Genomic DNA, 17,663 nt, shown 5'->3' with positions numbered 1-17,663 from the left:
GAATCCTCCTGTGTTTTATTCAGCTTCTTTGATGCTGTCTGGGTTGATGCCTAATGCTTTGGCCATGTCTTTATTGACATACAGTTCCAAATCATTCGCTGTTTCGACAGGAAGTTCACTTGGCTTCTTGCCGTCTAAGATTTTTGCTGCCATGATCCCTGTTTGTTTGCCCAAGCTTTCGTAGTCGATTCCTACTGTTGCTAGACCGCCGTCTTTGACTTGATCAACTGCGCCAGCAACGACAGGTGTTTTTGTTTCTTTTGCGACTTCACCGACAACACTTGCCGCACTTGCGAACGTGTTATCAGTAGGAATATAGATTCCATCTACATCTTTAGCTAGACTTTTCGTCACTTGTTGGACATCATTTGTGGAATTTGCTGTCAGTACTTTGACTTTGACGCCCGCTTTTTTCAATTCTTTTTCTGCCAAATCAGCTTGGATCTTAGAGTTTGCTTCACCGTTGTTATACATGATGCCGATTGTTTTGGCGTCTGGCACGATATTTAACAGTAAGCCGATTTGTTTTTCGATTGGCACCATATCTGTCGTGCCAGTCACATTGCCGCCAGGTTTTTCATTGGATGTGACTAAATGGGCTTGTTCCAAGTCTGTGACCGCTGTGACAGTCATCGGGATAGTGGTTGTTTCATTTAATAAAGATTGTGCTGCTGGAGTGGCGATTCCAAGTAGCAAATCAGGATCTTCTTTGACGAGTTTCTCACTCATACTTTTCAGGTTGTCTTGATTGTTTTGGGCATTTTGATAATCGATTGTTAGATTATCGCCTTCTTTATACCCTTCTTCTGCTAATCCTTCTTTGAATCCTTTATAGGCAGCGTCTAACGAGTTATGTTGTACAAGTTGCAATACGCCAATTGTTTTTTGTCCATCTGATGCCTCTGCGGAATTGTCTTTTTGTGCGCAACCTCCTAAAGCTAGTAGCAGGGTAGCGCCTAATCCGATGATTATATTTTTTTTCATTTCTTTTTCCTCCTTAATTTTGGGAAACAAAAAATCCATTCAGACAAAATGTCCAAATGGATTGAAAAGTCGGAAAATAAATTGAAAAAGTAGAATGCTTGATACTTTTACTTTGTATTTTCACTGCTCAGCCACTTAGCATTTTGTCTACGTGGCTTTTTGCTGCAATACAAAGTTCTTTAGCCATCATAGATACAAACTGTCGTTTAACGTTTGTATCCATCATGATGAATACAAACCTATCTAAAGTAGCTAAAGTAAAAGTTATTCAGTTGTGTTGGTGCGATTTGGTTGATGTTGGTTCGCATAGAAGTTCCTCCACAAGATGAATTTTCTAAAGTATAACCGAGATAAAAAGGTCTGTCAATTAAGAATTGTCAGATAATTGAAAACATAAAATTGAAAACATTAAGAAAATATTGCGAAAAAGCAGAAGAAACGCCAGGAAGTGTTGACTTTTATAGAAAATAAGTGTAGTATATGAAGTTGCAAAAACTATCTGATGAAGAAAAGGCAGAAACGAAATATTGTCCGTTTCGGCTTTAATATAAGGAAACAAAAGTAGAAGCTCACGAAGTAAGGTTTCAAGAGAATGTTCTATTTTTGGTTTTTTTTTGCCTAAAAGCCGCAAAAAATGTCTGTTGTTACCTAAAAATAATATTTGAAATATTATTGTAACAATTGATCGGGTAGTCTTTTTGAATGACATTTTAGAGGGGTGAAGAGCTTGGCTGGACACGTAGTAAAATACGGAAAACATCGCGAACGTAGAAGTTTCGCAAGAATCAGTGAAGTGTTGGAATTACCAAATTTGATCGAAATTCAAACAGACTCTTACCAATGGTTCTTAGATGAGGGACTTAGAGAAATGTTTGAAGACATTTTGCCAATCGATGACTTCAATGGCAATCTATCTTTGGAATTTGTAGATTATGAATTGAAAGAACCAAAGTATACAGTAGCAGAAGCTCGTGCGCATGATGCAAACTACTCTGCACCATTACATGTAACATTGCGTTTGACAAACCGCGAGACTGGCGAAATCAAAGCACAAGAAGTATTCTTCGGTGATTTCCCATTAATGACAGAACAAGGAACATTCATCATCAACGGGGCAGAGCGAGTAATCGTTTCTCAGTTAGTCCGTTCACCAGGTGTCTATTTCCATGGAAAAGTCGACAAAAACGGAAAAGAAGGATTCGGTTCTACTGTTATCCCTAACCGTGGAGCTTGGCTAGAAATGGAAACTGATGCAAAAGACATCTCTTATGTACGTATCGACCGTACACGTAAGATTCCTTTAACCGTATTAGTTCGTGCGTTAGGATTTGGTTCCGATGATACGATCTTTGAAATCTTCGGTGACAGCGAAACATTACGCAATACAGTCGAAAAAGACTTGCATAAAAACGCAAGCGACTCAAGAACAGAAGAAGGTTTGAAAGACGTTTACGAACGTTTGCGTCCAGGCGAACCAAAAACAGCAGACAGCTCACGTAACTTGCTGAATGCTCGTTTCTTCGATCCAAAACGTTACGACTTAGCAAACGTTGGTCGTTACAAAGTAAACAAAAAATTAGATTTGAAAACACGTCTATTGAATCTGACATTAGCTGAAACATTAGTTGATCCAGAAACAGGCGAGATCATCGTTGAAAAAGGAACAGTTCTGACTCACCAAGTCATGGAAACACTAGCTCCTTTCATTGATAATGGCCTAAATTCAGTGACTTACTATCCATCAGAAGACGGTGTGGTCACAGATCCAATGACTGTCCAAGTCATCAAAGTATTTTCACCAAGAGACCCTGAACGTGAAGTAAACGTGATCGGAAACGGCTATCCAGAAGCAGCTGTAAAAACGGTCCGTCCAGCCGACATCATTGCTTCAATGAGCTATTTCTTGAACTTGATGGAAGGTATCGGCAATGTCGATGATATCGACCACTTAGGAAACCGTCGTATCCGTTCAGTCGGTGAACTTTTACAAAACCAATTCCGTATCGGTCTAGCACGTATGGAACGTGTGGTTCGTGAAAGAATGTCGATCCAAGATACTGAAACATTGACACCTCAACAATTGATCAATATCCGTCCAGTTGTGGCAAGTATCAAAGAATTCTTTGGTTCTTCTCAGTTGTCTCAGTTCATGGACCAAACAAATCCTCTTGGCGAATTGACACACAAACGTCGTCTTTCAGCCTTAGGACCTGGCGGATTGACTCGTGACCGTGCCGGTTATGAAGTTCGTGACGTTCACTACTCCCACTATGGCCGTATGTGTCCGATCGAAACTCCTGAAGGCCCAAACATCGGGTTGATCAATAGTTTGTCCAGTTATGCGAAAGTAAATAAATTCGGATTTATCGAAACACCTTATCGTCGTGTAGACCGCGAAACAGGTCGTGTAACCGACCAAATCGACTACTTGACAGCTGATATCGAAGACCATTACATCGTAGCCCAAGCAAACAGCCCATTGAATGAAGATGGAACATTTGCTCAAGACGTTGTTATGGCTCGTGCTCAAAGTGAAAACTTAGAAGTATCTATTGATAAAGTAGACTACATGGACGTATCACCTAAACAAGTAGTTGCCGTTGCGACAGCATGTATTCCTTTCTTGGAAAACGATGACTCCAACCGTGCCTTGATGGGTGCCAACATGCAGCGTCAAGCAGTGCCGTTGATCAATCCTCAAGCACCATGGGTTGGTACTGGTATGGAATACAAATCAGCGCATGACTCAGGAGCTGCTTTGTTATGTAAACATGATGGTGTCGTTGAATACGTTGATGCTTCTGAAATCCGCGTACGCCGCGACAACGGTGCATTAGATAAATACGATGTAACGAAATTCCGTCGTTCAAACTCCGGAACAAGCTACAACCAACGTCCAATCGTTCATTTAGGTGAAAAAGTCGAAAAAGGGGATACTCTGGCAGACGGACCATCTATGGAACAAGGCGAAATGGCTCTAGGCCAAAACGTTTTAGTTGGTTTCATGACTTGGGAAGGGTACAACTATGAAGATGCGATCATCATGAGCCGTCGTTTGGTAAAAGATGACGTATACACTTCTATCCATATTGAAGAATATGAATCAGAAGCCCGCGATACAAAATTAGGACCTGAAGAAATCACACGCGAAATCCCTAATGTCGGGGAAGACGCATTGAAAGATTTAGACGAAATGGGCATCATCCGTATTGGTGCAGAAGTCCAAGATGGCGATTTGCTTGTAGGGAAAGTCACGCCAAAAGGGGTAACAGAATTATCTGCAGAAGAACGTCTATTGCATGCGATCTTTGGCGAAAAAGCTCGTGAAGTCCGCGATACATCATTACGTGTACCACATGGCGGCGGCGGGATCGTTCACGATGTGAAAATCTTTACTCGTGAAGCTGGAGATGAATTGTCACCAGGCGTAAACATGTTAGTTCGTGTTTATATCGTTCAAAAACGTAAAATCCATGAAGGGGATAAAATGGCCGGTCGTCACGGAAATAAAGGGGTTGTATCCCGTATTATGCCGGAAGAAGATATGCCATTCCTACCTGATGGAACACCAATCGATATCATGCTGAATCCTTTAGGGGTGCCTTCACGTATGAACATCGGGCAAGTATTGGAATTACACTTGGGTATGGCTGCACGTCAGTTAGGTATCCACGTAGCAACGCCAGTATTTGATGGTGCAAGTGATGAAGACGTATGGGAAACAGTTCGTGAAGCCGGTATGGCCAGCGATGCGAAAACTGTTCTGTACGACGGACGTACAGGTGAACCATTTGATGGACGTGTGTCTGTCGGTGTGATGTACATGATCAAACTTGCTCACATGGTCGATGACAAATTGCATGCACGTTCAATCGGACCTTACTCATTGGTTACACAACAACCATTGGGAGGTAAAGCTCAATTTGGTGGACAACGTTTTGGTGAAATGGAAGTATGGGCACTGGAAGCTTATGGTGCGGCTTATACTTTACAAGAAATCTTGACATACAAATCAGATGACGTAGTCGGACGTGTGAAAACATACGAAGCAATCGTCAAGGGTGAACCAATTCCAAAACCAGGTGTACCGGAATCATTCCGCGTATTGGTGAAAGAATTGCAATCACTAGGTCTGGACATGCGTGTCTTGGATATCGAAGAAACAGAGATCGAACTTCGCGACATGGACGATGAAGACGACGATTTGATCACTGTTGATGCTTTGACAAAATTTGCCGAACAGCAAACTGCCAAAGAATTAGAAAAGAAAGCTGCTGAACAAGTGGAAGATGAAAAAGACGATGTCATCCAAAACTTTGAAACCGCAGAAGATAATTTAGACTAATCCGGTCTATGAGCTGCAAGGCGGTCGAAGATCAGCCGTCTTGCGGTTTGCCATTAAATGAAATGGAGGGAACCCCTTTTGATCGATGTAAATAAATTCGAAAGTATGCAAATAGGTTTGGCTTCTCCCGAAAAAATCAGAAGCTGGTCTTACGGTGAAGTAAAAAAACCTGAGACGATTAACTATCGTACCTTAAAACCTGAACGCGAAGGGTTGTTCTGTGAGCGGATTTTTGGTCCTACAAAAGACTGGGAATGTGCCTGCGGAAAATACAAACGTATCCGTTATAAAGGAATCGTTTGTGATCGATGCGGAGTGGAAGTTACTCGTTCGAAAGTTCGCCGTGAACGCATGGGACATATTGAATTAGCAGCTCCTGTTTCACATATCTGGTACTTTAAAGGGATTCCTTCACGTATGGGTCTTGTATTAGACATGAGCCCACGCGCTTTGGAAGAAATCATTTATTTTGCTTCATATGTAGTCATCGAACCAGGAAATACGAATTTAGAGAAAAAACAATTGTTGACAGAACGCGAGTATCGCGAAAAACGTGAACAATATGGACAAGAATTCCAAGCTGCTATGGGTGCAGAAGCGATCAAACAATTACTTGATAATGTTGATCTAGATGCAGAAGCAGCCGAATTGAAAGAAGAATTGAAATCTGCACAAGGACAAAAACGTACACGTGCAATCCGCCGTTTGGATATTTTAGAAGCATTCCGCGCTTCAGGAAATCAACCAAGCTGGATGGTTATGGACGTTCTCCCTGTTATTCCACCAGATTTACGCCCAATGGTTCAATTAGAAGGTGGACGTTTTGCAACAAGTGACTTGAATGATCTTTACCGTCGTGTAATCAACCGTAATAACCGTTTGAAACGTTTATTAGACTTGAATGCACCTGGAATCATCGTTCAAAATGAAAAACGTATGCTGCAAGAAGCAGTAGATGCATTGATCGATAACGGTCGTCGCGGACGTCCAGTTACTGGACCAGGTAACCGCCCATTGAAATCTCTTTCTCATATGTTGAAAGGGAAACAAGGTCGTTTCCGTCAAAACTTGCTAGGTAAACGTGTCGACTACTCCGGTCGTTCCGTTATCGTTGTTGGACCTTTCTTGAAGATGTACCAATGTGGACTTCCAAAAGAAATGGCTATCGAATTATTCAAACCATTCGTGATGCGTGAGCTTGTTCAACGCGAACTAGCTTCAAACATCAAAAACGCTAAACGTAAAATCGAACGTCAAGAAGACGAAGTATGGGATGTCTTAGAAGACGTAATCAAGGAACACCCAGTATTGCTGAACCGGGCACCTACGCTTCACCGACTTGGTATCCAAGCATTCGAACCAGTTTTAGTACAAGGACGCGCAATCCGTTTGCATCCACTTGTATGTGAAGCTTATAATGCCGATTTCGATGGAGACCAAATGGCTGTCCACGTGCCATTGAATGAAGAAGCACAAGCAGAAGCACGTATGTTGATGTTAGCTGCTCAAAACATCTTGAACCCTAAAGATGGTAAACCAGTTGTTACTCCTTCTCAAGATATGGTTCTAGGTAACTACTACTTGACAATGGAAGAAGAAGGACGCGAAGGCGAAGGAATGGTCTTCAGAGATCAAAACGAAGCCGTTATCGCATGGCGCAACGGATATGTTCATTTACATTCACGTATCGGTGTGAACCCTAACTCATTAGGTGAAAAACCATTTACTGAATGGCAAAAAGAACGTACGATGATCACAACAGTTGGTAAGATCATCTTCAACGAGATCATGCCTCCTGAATTCCCTTATCTGAATGAACCAACAGACTTCAACTTGACCGTCCAAACACCGGACAAATACTTTGTTGAAGCTGGTACTGATATTCCTGCACATATCAAAGAGCAAGAATTAGTATTACCGTTCAAGAAGAAAAACTTAGGAAACATCATCGCAGAAGTCTTCAAACGATTCAAAGTAACAGAAACTTCTAAGATGCTTGACCGTATGAAAGACTTAGGGTACAAACATTCGACACATGCCGGTATCACTGTAGGGATCGCTGACATCAGTGTACTGAATGAAAAACAAGAAATCATTGAAAATGCCCATAAACAAGTTGAAACTATTACAAAACAATTCCGTCGTGGTCTGATCACAGATGACGAACGTTATGAACGTGTCATTGCTGTTTGGAATGCTGCAAAAGACAGCATCCAACAAAAACTGATGGAAGGTTTGGAAGCGAAAAATCCAATCTTCATGATGTCTGATTCTGGAGCTCGTGGTAACATTTCCAACTTTACACAGCTTGCCGGAATGCGTGGTTTGATGGCCGCTCCTAATGGTCGAATCATGGAATTGCCAATCATTTCGAACTTCCGTGAAGGACTATCCGTCTTGGAAATGTTTATCTCAACTCACGGGGCTCGTAAAGGGATGACCGATACAGCCTTGAAGACTGCCGATTCAGGTTACTTGACTCGTCGTCTGGTTGACGTGGCCCAAGATGTAATCATCCGTGAAGAAGATTGCGGTACTGACCGAGGTCTTGAAATCCAAGCAATCCGTGAAGGAAATGAAATCATCGAATCATTAGAAGATCGTTTAGTGGGACGTTACACTCGTAAAGAAGTACGTCATCCTGAAACAAATGAATTGATCATTGCAGGAAACCAATTGATTTCCGAAGACATCGCAAAACAAATCGTTGATGCAGGTGTCGAAACAGTGACAATCCGTTCTGTCTTCACATGTAATACAAAACATGGTGTCTGCAAACATTGTTACGGACGCAACCTTGCAACTGGCTCTGACGTTGAAGTCGGAGAAGCAGTTGGTACGATCGCCGCTCAATCAATCGGTGAACCTGGTACTCAGTTGACGATGCGTACATTCCATACAGGTGGGGTTGCCGGAGACGATATCACTCAAGGTCTTCCTCGTGTCCAAGAAATCTTTGAAGCACGTAATCCGAAAGGGCAAGCAGTGATCACAGAAGTAACAGGGGATGTCATCGATATCTCAGAAGATCCTGCAACACGTACCAAAGAAGTAACAATCAAAGGAAAAACAGATACACGTACGTATACTGTTCCTTATACAGCACGTATGAAAGTAGCAGAAGGCGATATGATCCACCGTGGTGCACCATTGACAGAAGGATCAATCGATCCAAAACAATTGTTGCAAGTTCGCGATGTATTATCTGTTGAAAACTACTTGCTTCGTGAAGTACAACGTGTTTACCGTATGCAAGGGGTAGAAATCGGTGACAAGCATATCGAAGTAATGGTTCGTCAAATGCTGCGTAAGGTTCGTGTAATGGATCCAGGTGATACAGATATCTTACCAGGTACATTATTAGACATCGCAGACTTTAAAGATCAAAACTACAATACGCTAGTCTCAGGAGGCGTTCCTGCAACTTCTCGACCAGTCTTGCTAGGTATTACAAAAGCATCATTAGAAACAAATAGTTTCTTATCTGCTGCATCATTCCAAGAAACAACTCGTGTCTTGACGGATGCTGCGATCCGCGGTAAGAAAGATCCTCTTCTTGGTTTGAAAGAAAATGTTATTATCGGTAAGATCATCCCAGCTGGTACTGGTATGCAACGTTACCGTGACATGGAACCAAAAGAAGTCGGTGTAGCAAGCGAAAATGTCTACAGTATTTCAGATATTGAAGCGCAAATGGCTGCAGAAGACGCAATGAACAATCAAACAAAATAGATATTTTACAAAAGAGGTTGTGACAAATTATTGTCACAACCTCTTTTTTTGTTTGTCTAAAATAATTTGTCTAACTAGAAGAAAAGTGGGAAAGGATCTTAACAACATCGATTTGTATCCCATTAAGGTATCGGAACGATCATCTTCCAAGAGAAGTCAATCAACAAAAGTAAAGATAGATCATTTTTTGAATGCAAAATAAATTGATGGGAAGATAGAGCGGTTATTTTTAATATTTTGCTAGCTATTATTGAATAATTCCTCGAATAAAACAAAACCAGTAGACATGTCTAGTTATTCTATTTATGTTTTAGAGATAAGTATCCCCAAATAACATGGATTGAAATAAGGGTAAATGTGTTTAAAAAAACGAACTATAAAAACTTATACACAACGTGGTTAAAAATAGTTTTTTCTTCCCTGTGGAAAAAATAGTTTAACACAAACATTATAGTTATCCACAGCTATCTAAAACAGATTGAAAATAAAGAAAAATCCGCTAAAATACCGGGAGGGGGTAATGGAGGATGAGTGATTGAAAAAAGAACAGAGTAACTGACTTATCCTCAGTGTTTCTGTTCTTTTATAAATCTGCCCTACATTTCTTGTTGTTGGATCGAATCTGTGAGAGTAATCTCGGTTGAAAGAATGATTCTTTTTTCTTCTGGGTATTGGTGATGGATCAATTGGAATAAAAGTTCTGTGGCTTTGATTCCTAACTGATTTGTTGGAATGTCTATCCGAGTCAGCTGTGGCGAAAATAGGGAGGACAATAAGGGATCACTGAATCCTGCGATCGAAAGATCATCAGGTATCTGCTTTCCAGTTTGTTCTGCCACTTTGTAAATACTCAATGATTTTAATGCATCGGTAGAAAAAATCGCAGTTGGTCTTTCTCGCAACTTCATTAAATCATTCATTGCTGCCATGCTGTCTTCTAAGCGAAAGCCGCCGTCTATGATCCATTCATTACGGATATCTAGGTGATGATCAAATAAGCATTGACGGTAACCATTGAGACGATCATTGGATACATAAACTTCTGTCGGAGCATGGAGACAGCCGATATGACGGTGTCCATTCTTGATCAGTGTTTCCACCAAATCGTAACTATCCTGGAAATTATCCGTGTCCACTGAGTAGATGTTCGTGTAGTCGTTTCCGACTTTTCCGATTACCACAATAGGAATATTGTATTGATCCAATTCAAAAAGAAGTGTTTCATCCATCGTAGAGCTTAAAATAATAATTCCTCGAATCATTTTTTCTTGGATCTTTTTCGCGCATTTTTCTAGCTCTTCTTCTGGTGTTTTTGCCGTTTGTAGAATCAAGTCGAAGTTATTTTGTTCAGAAACGGCAGAAATGGATTGAATAACATCTGAAAAAAAAGGATTGCCATAGGTCGTATGAGAAGTACGATGAGATAATGCTAGAATCGCGTCAAAACCATTTCCTGACAGTCCTCTTGCAATTTTGCTCGGTTCATAATTCAATTCTTTGATTGCTTGAAGTACACTTGCTTTTGCTTTATCAGAGATATTTGGCTGGTTATTTAATACTCTGGAGACAGTTGATTTGGAGACATTGGCTTTGTTCGCAATGTCATAAATAGTAGGTTTCAATTTTATATGCACCTCCTTTTTGGGAGCGTTTTAGAATAATTCCATAGTACAATAGACATTCTTTTTTGTCTATGATTTTGAAAATGGAGGAATAGCTTAGAGGATAATAAGAGATTATATTTTTTTAAGAATCCACTAACTATTGATACATAAGCTTTCTTATTTGTATTTTTGCGTATATCAAAATTATTTAAAAAAAACGCTATTGACAGTAAGCGTTTTCCATAATATGATCGAGTTGCTGGGAACGCTCCCATAAAAAGAAAGGGGAATCCGATGTATACAAAACTTTTACAAGCAATTTATCGAGACTCAGATTTGGCTGAGAAAACCGCCTCTATGATTGAACAAAAAGTCAGTGATTATCAGCAGAAGAAAGGCCAGGCAGGCAAACTGCATTGGGACGAAGAAGATATTTTCTTGATTACTTATGGAGATCAATTTTTTGAAGAGCAGCAACCAACTTTGCGTACATTTAAGAAATTTTATCAAAAGTATTTGGCAGATACATTTAGTGTTGTTCATTTCTTGCCATTTTTTCCATATACATCTGATGATGGTTTCTCCGTTTTAGATTATCAGGCAATCAACGACCATTTGGGCACATGGGACGATGTAGAAGAAATGAGAAGCGAAACAAGGTTGATGTTCGACTTTGTCTGCAATCATATGTCTGCCGAAAGTACTTGGTTTCAGGAATATTTAAACTTGAATGATACGTACAAAGATTTTTTTATTGATTTGCCACTGGATACAGATACAAGCAGCGTGACTAGACCAAGGACTAGTCCACTACTTACAACTTTCATCGACAAAAACGGGAAAGAAAAACATGTATGGACGACTTTTAGCGAAGATCAAGTAGATTTGAATTTTAAAAACCCAGAAGTTTTATTGAAAATGATCGATATTCTTTTGTTTTACCTAGAAAAAGGCGCTTCATTTATTCGTTTGGATGCTGTGGGGTTTTTATGGAAAGAACTAGGAACTTCTTGTATACACCTGCCAGAAACGCATAAGATTATTCAGTTATTCCGTGCAATCGTTGATGAAGCAGCTCCAGGAACGGTATTGATCACCGAGACAAATGTGCCACATAAAGATAATATTAGTTATTTTGGCGATGGCAGGAATGAAGCACAGATGGTCTATCAGTTTTCACTGCCACCTTTGACTCTTCACGCGATACGCTCGGGAAATACAAGTAAGTTGAAAGAATGGTTAGAAACAATCAATTTTACATCGAAAAAAACGACCTTTTTTAATTTTTTAGCTTCCCATGACGGAATCGGATTAAACCCGATAAGAGGTATTCTGCCGGAAAAAACGATCCTTGAATTAGTGGAACAGCTGAAGAAAGAGGGTGCCCGAGTAAACTACAAGAAAAACCCAGATGGAACGACCAGTCCATATGAGATAAACGCTACGTATCTAGATGCGTTAAGTTCTCCAACAGATACGACGGAATGGAGAAGCAAACGCTTTTTAGCAGCTCATTCATTTTTGGTAACGTTACCAGGCGTGCCGGCAATTTATATTCAAAGTGTGCTGGGAAGTCGAAATGATTACAAAGGCGTAGAAAAAACAGGAGAGAATCGAAAAATCAATCGGCAAAAATTTTTGTTAGCAGATATTGAGAAAGAGTTGCAGACAGATCCATTAAGAATAGCAGTATATGGTGAATTGACCCAGATGCTATCTATTCGAAAAAAAGAAAAAGCCTTCCATCCGAATAGTTTGATTTACTTACTGGACTCAGCAGATTCTTTTATCAGTTTTATTCGCGAAGCGAAGGAAGAGAAAGTCTTAGTTATCCATAATTTTTCCAATCAATCAGCAGGTTATCTTTTACCAAAAGGAGATTACCTAGACCTGTTTTCTGGACAAATTATCCATTGCAGTCAAGAACGAAAGTTGATATTCCAGCCGTATGAATATATGTGGCTGAAAATAATAAAATAAGAGGTGGAAAAAAATGAAAAAAATTATTGTTACTACCTGTCTGCTAGCTACTGGATTTCTTCTTACTGCTTGTGGTGAAAGTCAAAGCTCTAACGAATCACAACAGACAACGATTCAATTCATGCACTCTTCTGTCGAACAGGAACGATTAAGTGTGATCAATGAACTGGTTGCTGATTTTGAAAAAGAAAATCCAGACATCAAAATCAAGCAAGTGCCGGTAGAAGAATCAGCGTTCAATACGAAAATCGTTACGTTAGCTCGTTCCGGTAAATTACCAGAAGTAATGGAAGTCAGTCAGGATTTTGCTAAAGTGATGGATAAAGATGAACTGATTGATCAGACGGCAGTCCAAAACGTTATCGAGGAAGCTGGAGAAGATAATTATTATGACGGAGCCAAAAACCTTGTTCGTTCAGAAGATGGAAAAAGCTATATTGCTGCACCAATTAGCGGCTGGGTTCAAGGTATTTGGTATGACAAAGAAAAATTATCAGAAGCTGGTTTTTCAGAACCAGAAAATTGGGATGATATTTTAAAAATTGCTCAACATTTCACAGATAAAGAGAATAAACAATATGGAATTGCTATGCCTACTGCTGAAGGAACAATGAGTGAGCAAGCGTTCTCTCAATTTGCTTTGTCAAATGGAGCAAATGTCTTGGATGATGAAGGCGAGGTAACGATCGATACGGAAAAGATGAGAGAAGCATTGTCGTTTTATCAAAACTTATCCCAATACACGATGCCAGGCTCTAATGATGTGACAGAAATCAAAGATGCTTTCATGAATGGAACAGCACCAATGGCAATCTATTCAACTTACATTTTGCCTTCTGTTTATGAAGCGGGGAACTCAGAAAATATCGGTTTTGCTATCCCAACACAAAAAGATCAAGCTGTCTATGGCACAGTATCTGGATTGACGATTTCTTCTGGTCTAGACGAGAAACAAAAAGAGGCTGCTGAAGCATTCACAGCTTTCTTATCTCAACCGAAAAACATGGAAAAGTGGGTCTTGATGTCTCCTGGTGGTGCTCAACCAGTGAATAAACAAGTAGTCGAACTGGATGGTTACAAAGAAAATGAAGTCATCAAGTCTTTTGGCGAGCTGCCATCTGAGATTGCTAGTGCTTTTGATGAAGTACAAGTCTTTGGACTAGTCGGGGAAAAGAATTTCACGAAAATGGGAGATATCACAAGCTCAGGTGTGATCGGAAAAGCAGTGAACCAAGTAACTGTCGGAAACGAAGATGTCGATCAAGCTTTAGCTGACGCACAAAAAAATACGAAATAACAAGAAGTTCTGCCAATGGTGTTCGAAAAAATCAGATAGCTATTGGCAGATTATCAGGGGGAGGTTTCAATGAATCGTCCAAGGAAACATTCTGACTTAAAATTAGCCATGGGACTTTTAGCACCAAGCATGCTTTTATTAGCTGTTTTAGTGCTGATTCCAATGCTTTCCAATATTCAGATCAGTTTTTTCGATATGCCGCTGAATCCTAACTTAGACGCCGTTTTTATCGGATTAAGCAATTATCTTGAAATTTTAAGTGATAGTGAATTTTATCGTTCTTTAGGTTTAACAGTTGCTTACACATTCTTAGTTGTAGCAGGCAGTACAGCTTTAGGATTAGCCGTAGCTATTTTGCTTAACCGCAAGTTCAGATTTAGGAAAACGGTGCGTTCACTGATTTTATTAAGTTATGTTACGCCATCTATTTCTTTGATTTTTGCTTGGAAATATATGTTCAATAATAGTTATGGAATCGTCAATGATCTGTTAGTAGATAGGTTGCAGCTTTTCAACGAAGCACCGCTGTGGTTCGATCAGCCAGTTGCTAGCTTCTTTATGGTCGTTTTGTTTGCGATCTGGAGATACTATCCGTATGCGTTTATTTCATTTTTGGCTATTTTGCAAACAGTCGACAAAACGCTTTATGAAGCAGCTGAAATGGACGGTGCAAATGCTTGGCAGAAGTTCAAGATCGTGACACTGCCGGCAATCAAACCAGTACTAGCAACTGTGATTGTTTTACGATCTATCTGGATGTTCTATATGTTTACAGATGTCTATCTACTGACGAATAAAGTCAATATCTTAGGCGTTTATTTGTATCAGACAGCCTTTGCGTTCAATGATCTTGGAAAAGCAGCAGCTATATCGATTCTATTGTTCATCATTATTGCAGCGGTCGTCTTGCTCTCACGAAAGAAGGTGGACTTGAAATGAAAAATAAAAAGAGCAGGAAAATCTTATTTTACGCGACGATTTTGTTGCTATTAGCTGTCAATTTGTTTCCATTTTTGATCATGCTGATGACATCATTCAAGGATTCACAAGAAGCAATTGCAACGACACAAACTATTTTTCCGAAAGAATGGACTTTTGAACATTATCAGGATATTTTCAATGCTGAGATTTTTCCATTCATCATGTATTTCAAAAATAGTTTAGTGATCTCCTTGATAGCCTCCGTAACTGCAGTAGTGATTGGGATCAGCGGGGCATACGCTTTGTCAAAACTACGCTTCAAAGCTCGCTCGAAAATCAATGCTAGCTTTTACACCGTTTATATGTTTTCCGGTATTTTGATCGTTGTTCCATTATTTAAAATCATTTCCGGTCTAGGTTTGTATGATACCAATACAGCACTGATTATCACGATGGTCGTTCAAACACTTCCTACTGCGATATTCATGCTAAAAAGTTATTTTGACACGATTCCGACTGATATTGAAGAAGCAGCAATGATCGATGGTCTTAGCCGGATCCAGATCATTATTCGGATCATTATACCATTGGCTATTTCTGGAATCATTTCTGTCTTCGTTTATTGCTTTATGGTTTCGTGGAATGATTATTTATTTGCTTCGATTTTCCTGTCGACCTCCGAAAAATTTACTTTACCAATCGGTTTGAACACATTATTCAGTACACCAGACTACATTTGGGGACGAATGATGGCCGCTTCATTGGTGACCGCTTTACCAGTCATCATTATGTATGCGTTATCTGAACGATTTATTAAAGGTGATTTAGTCGAAGGCGGCGTAAAAGGATAAAAAGAAAAGAAAGAGGAAAGAAAAGATGAAAAAATTAGTTGCATTAGAACCAAGAATAGCCGGATTCAAAGATTACGAAGACCGTGAGATCGAAAAGAACGAAGTACGTATCCGAGTAATTTTCGCTACTCCAAAACCAGGAACAGAAATTGTCGACTTTAGAGGATTAAGTCCATTTATCGATGAAGAATTTTCGGAAGAATGGCGCCTATTCTTGCCAAGAGAAGAAGGAAGCCAACGCGGTGTGGTATTTGGCGAATTTCAATTAGGAAATATGATTGTCGGTACGATCGAAGAAACGGGCAGTTTGGTGACAGAGTATCAAAAAGGAGAGTTAGTCTGCACTTATGGACCCATTCGTGAAACACTAATTACAAACGGTGTTGATAATTATAAACTACGTAAACTTGATCGGTTGGATCAATGGAAAAATGCAGTATGTTACGATCCTGCTCAATTCGCTTTAGGTGGTATCCGAGAAGCACATGTTCGAGCAGGTGATGCTGTAGCAATCTTCGGTTTAGGCGCTATCGGGCAAATTGCGATTCAATTAGCTAAAAAAGCAGGTGCTACTACCATTGTTGGGATCGATCCCATAGCGCAGCGTAGAGAATTAGCAGAAAAATACGGTGCCGATTACACGCTAGATCCTATGAAAGCAGATGTCGGTTTTCGTCTAAAGGAATTGACAGATAAACGTGGAGTAGATTCAGTTATTGAAACGAGTGGCAGTGCTGCCGCATTACAAGCTTCTTTAAGAGGGATCGGCTATGGCGGGATCATTTCTTATGTTGCCTTTGCTAAACCTTTTCCAGCTGGGTTTAATCTTGGTCGCGAAGCACATTTCAATAATGCAAAAATCGTCTTTGCTCGAGCATCTAGTGAACCAAACCCAGATTACCCAAGATGGAACCGTAAACGAATCGAGGACACATGTTGGGAATTATTGATGAACGGTTACTTGGATTGTGAAGAAATCATTGATCCAGTTGTGCCATTTGCAGAAAGCGCAGAAGCTTACATGCGTTATGTAGACCAGCACCCAGAAGAAAGTATCAAAATGGGCGTTCAAGTCCGAGGAGGAGAACAATGAAATTCGGTACGCAAGATCAAGCATTTTTCCCAAGAGACATTTTAGAAAAATTTAGATTTATCAAAGACTGTGGATTTGAAGAATACGAAATCGACGGTAAGTTGTTAATAGAAAATATCGATACAGTCAAACAGGCAATCAAAGAAACAGGGATCCCAGTAGTGACAGCTTGTAACGGCTACGATGGGTGGATCGGTGACTTTATCGAAGAACGGCGTCTTAATGGTGTACGTCAAATTGCTGAGATTTTGCGTGCACTAAGCGAGGTTGGAGGCAAAGGAATCGTTATCCCAGCAGCTTGGGGAATGTTCACTTATCGATTACCGCCGATGGTTTCACCCCGAAGCAAAGAAGGAGACTATAAAGCAGTCAGCGAATCACTTCGTTATTTAGATAAAGTAGCCGAAGAAACAGGTACGGTTATTTATTTGGAGCCTTTGAACCGATACCAAGACCATATGATCAATTTGTTAGCGGATGCGCGTCATTACATTGACTCTAATCAATTGAAACATGTGCAGATCATCGCTGATTTTTATCATATGAATATTGAAGAAGATGATATTTCAAAAGCATTGACTACGCAAAAAGAGTATGTGGGTCATATCCATTTAGCAGATAATCATCGCTACCAACCAGGATCTGGCGCAATTGATTTTACTCGCCATTTTCAAACGCTACTTCAAAATGAGTATGAAGGTTATATGGTATATGAATGTCGTTTGCGAGGAGAAAATGAAGTGAAAATTTATCAGGAATCATTGCAATACTTGAAAAACTGTCTGGAAACAGCGCGTCATTTAAATGATTTAGAGAAAGAATAGAGAAAGAAAAACAATAAGTAAATAAGCAAAGG

Annotated in this window: 10 protein-coding genes; 8 read left to right on the top strand and 2 right to left on the bottom strand. The window is 39.9% G+C overall.

The window, feature by feature from the left end:
- Nucleotides 1-15: 15 nt before the first annotated feature.
- Nucleotides 16-984, bottom strand: a complete 969-nt coding sequence (locus IGL70_RS12585; protein WP_104857392.1) for an ABC transporter substrate-binding protein — start codon at nt 982-984, stop codon at nt 16-18.
- 727 nt (nt 985-1,711) lie between these two features.
- On the opposite strand from IGL70_RS12585, the gene rpoB reads away from it, so the two are divergent.
- Together rpoB and rpoC are read left to right on the top strand one after the other, a co-directional pair.
- On the top strand, nt 1,712-5,329 hold the full coding sequence (gene rpoB / locus IGL70_RS12580; protein ID WP_002295964.1) for a DNA-directed RNA polymerase subunit beta: 3,618 nt from the start codon (nt 1,712-1,714) through the stop codon (nt 5,327-5,329).
- A gap of 78 nt (nt 5,330-5,407) precedes the next feature.
- Nucleotides 5,408-9,061 (top strand): DNA-directed RNA polymerase subunit beta', encoded by a 3,654-nt coding sequence (gene rpoC, locus IGL70_RS12575; RefSeq protein WP_104873716.1) that lies wholly within the window; start codon nt 5,408-5,410, stop codon nt 9,059-9,061.
- A gap of 596 nt (nt 9,062-9,657) precedes the next feature.
- Here the strand turns inward: rpoC and IGL70_RS12570 are convergent.
- The gene (locus tag IGL70_RS12570; RefSeq protein ID WP_002300082.1) at nt 9,658-10,683 is read right to left on the bottom strand and encodes a LacI family DNA-binding transcriptional regulator; all 1,026 of its coding nucleotides are present in this window, start codon (nt 10,681-10,683) and stop codon (nt 9,658-9,660) included.
- 276 nt (nt 10,684-10,959) lie between these two features.
- Between IGL70_RS12570 and IGL70_RS12565 the strand changes: the two genes are divergently transcribed.
- The 6 genes from IGL70_RS12565 (at nt 10,960) to IGL70_RS12540 (ending at nt 17,631) form a co-directional block, all read left to right on the top strand.
- Nucleotides 10,960-12,645: an alpha-amylase family glycosyl hydrolase gene (locus tag IGL70_RS12565; protein WP_086325122.1), complete on the top strand. Its 1,686-nt coding sequence runs from the start codon at nt 10,960-10,962 to the stop codon at nt 12,643-12,645.
- Nucleotides 12,646-12,658: 13 nt separating this feature from the next.
- Complete coding sequence (locus IGL70_RS12560; RefSeq protein ID WP_002288135.1) at nt 12,659-13,942, top strand: ABC transporter substrate-binding protein; 1,284 nt, start codon at nt 12,659-12,661, stop codon at nt 13,940-13,942.
- A 69-nt stretch (nt 13,943-14,011) separates the two neighbouring features.
- Nucleotides 14,012-14,881, top strand: a complete 870-nt coding sequence (locus IGL70_RS12555) for a carbohydrate ABC transporter permease (RefSeq protein ID WP_002302347.1) — start codon at nt 14,012-14,014, stop codon at nt 14,879-14,881.
- Nucleotides 14,878-15,714, top strand: a complete 837-nt coding sequence (locus IGL70_RS12550) for a carbohydrate ABC transporter permease (RefSeq protein ID WP_002288133.1) — start codon at nt 14,878-14,880, stop codon at nt 15,712-15,714. The genes IGL70_RS12555 and IGL70_RS12550 overlap by 4 nt, the downstream gene beginning before the upstream one ends.
- A gap of 25 nt (nt 15,715-15,739) precedes the next feature.
- Nucleotides 15,740-16,807 carry a zinc-dependent alcohol dehydrogenase gene (locus IGL70_RS12545; protein ID WP_002288131.1) on the top strand — a complete coding sequence of 356 codons (1,068 nt, stop codon included), beginning with the start codon at nt 15,740-15,742 and terminating at the stop codon, nt 16,805-16,807.
- Entirely contained in the window at nt 16,804-17,631 is an 828-nt protein-coding gene (locus tag IGL70_RS12540) for a sugar phosphate isomerase/epimerase family protein (RefSeq protein ID WP_002288129.1), read from the top strand. Before IGL70_RS12545 ends, IGL70_RS12540 begins: the two co-directional genes overlap by 4 nt.
- The last annotated feature ends 32 nt before the right edge of the window (nt 17,632-17,663 follow it).

It is taken from the genome of Enterococcus sp. DIV0901a (assembly GCF_051711525.1).
Taxonomy (GTDB): Bacteria; Bacillota; Bacilli; order Lactobacillales; family Enterococcaceae; genus Enterococcus_B; species Enterococcus_B faecium.
The sequence above is the reverse complement of the archived record's forward strand: the minus strand, read 5'-3'. Positions and strand labels throughout refer to the sequence as shown.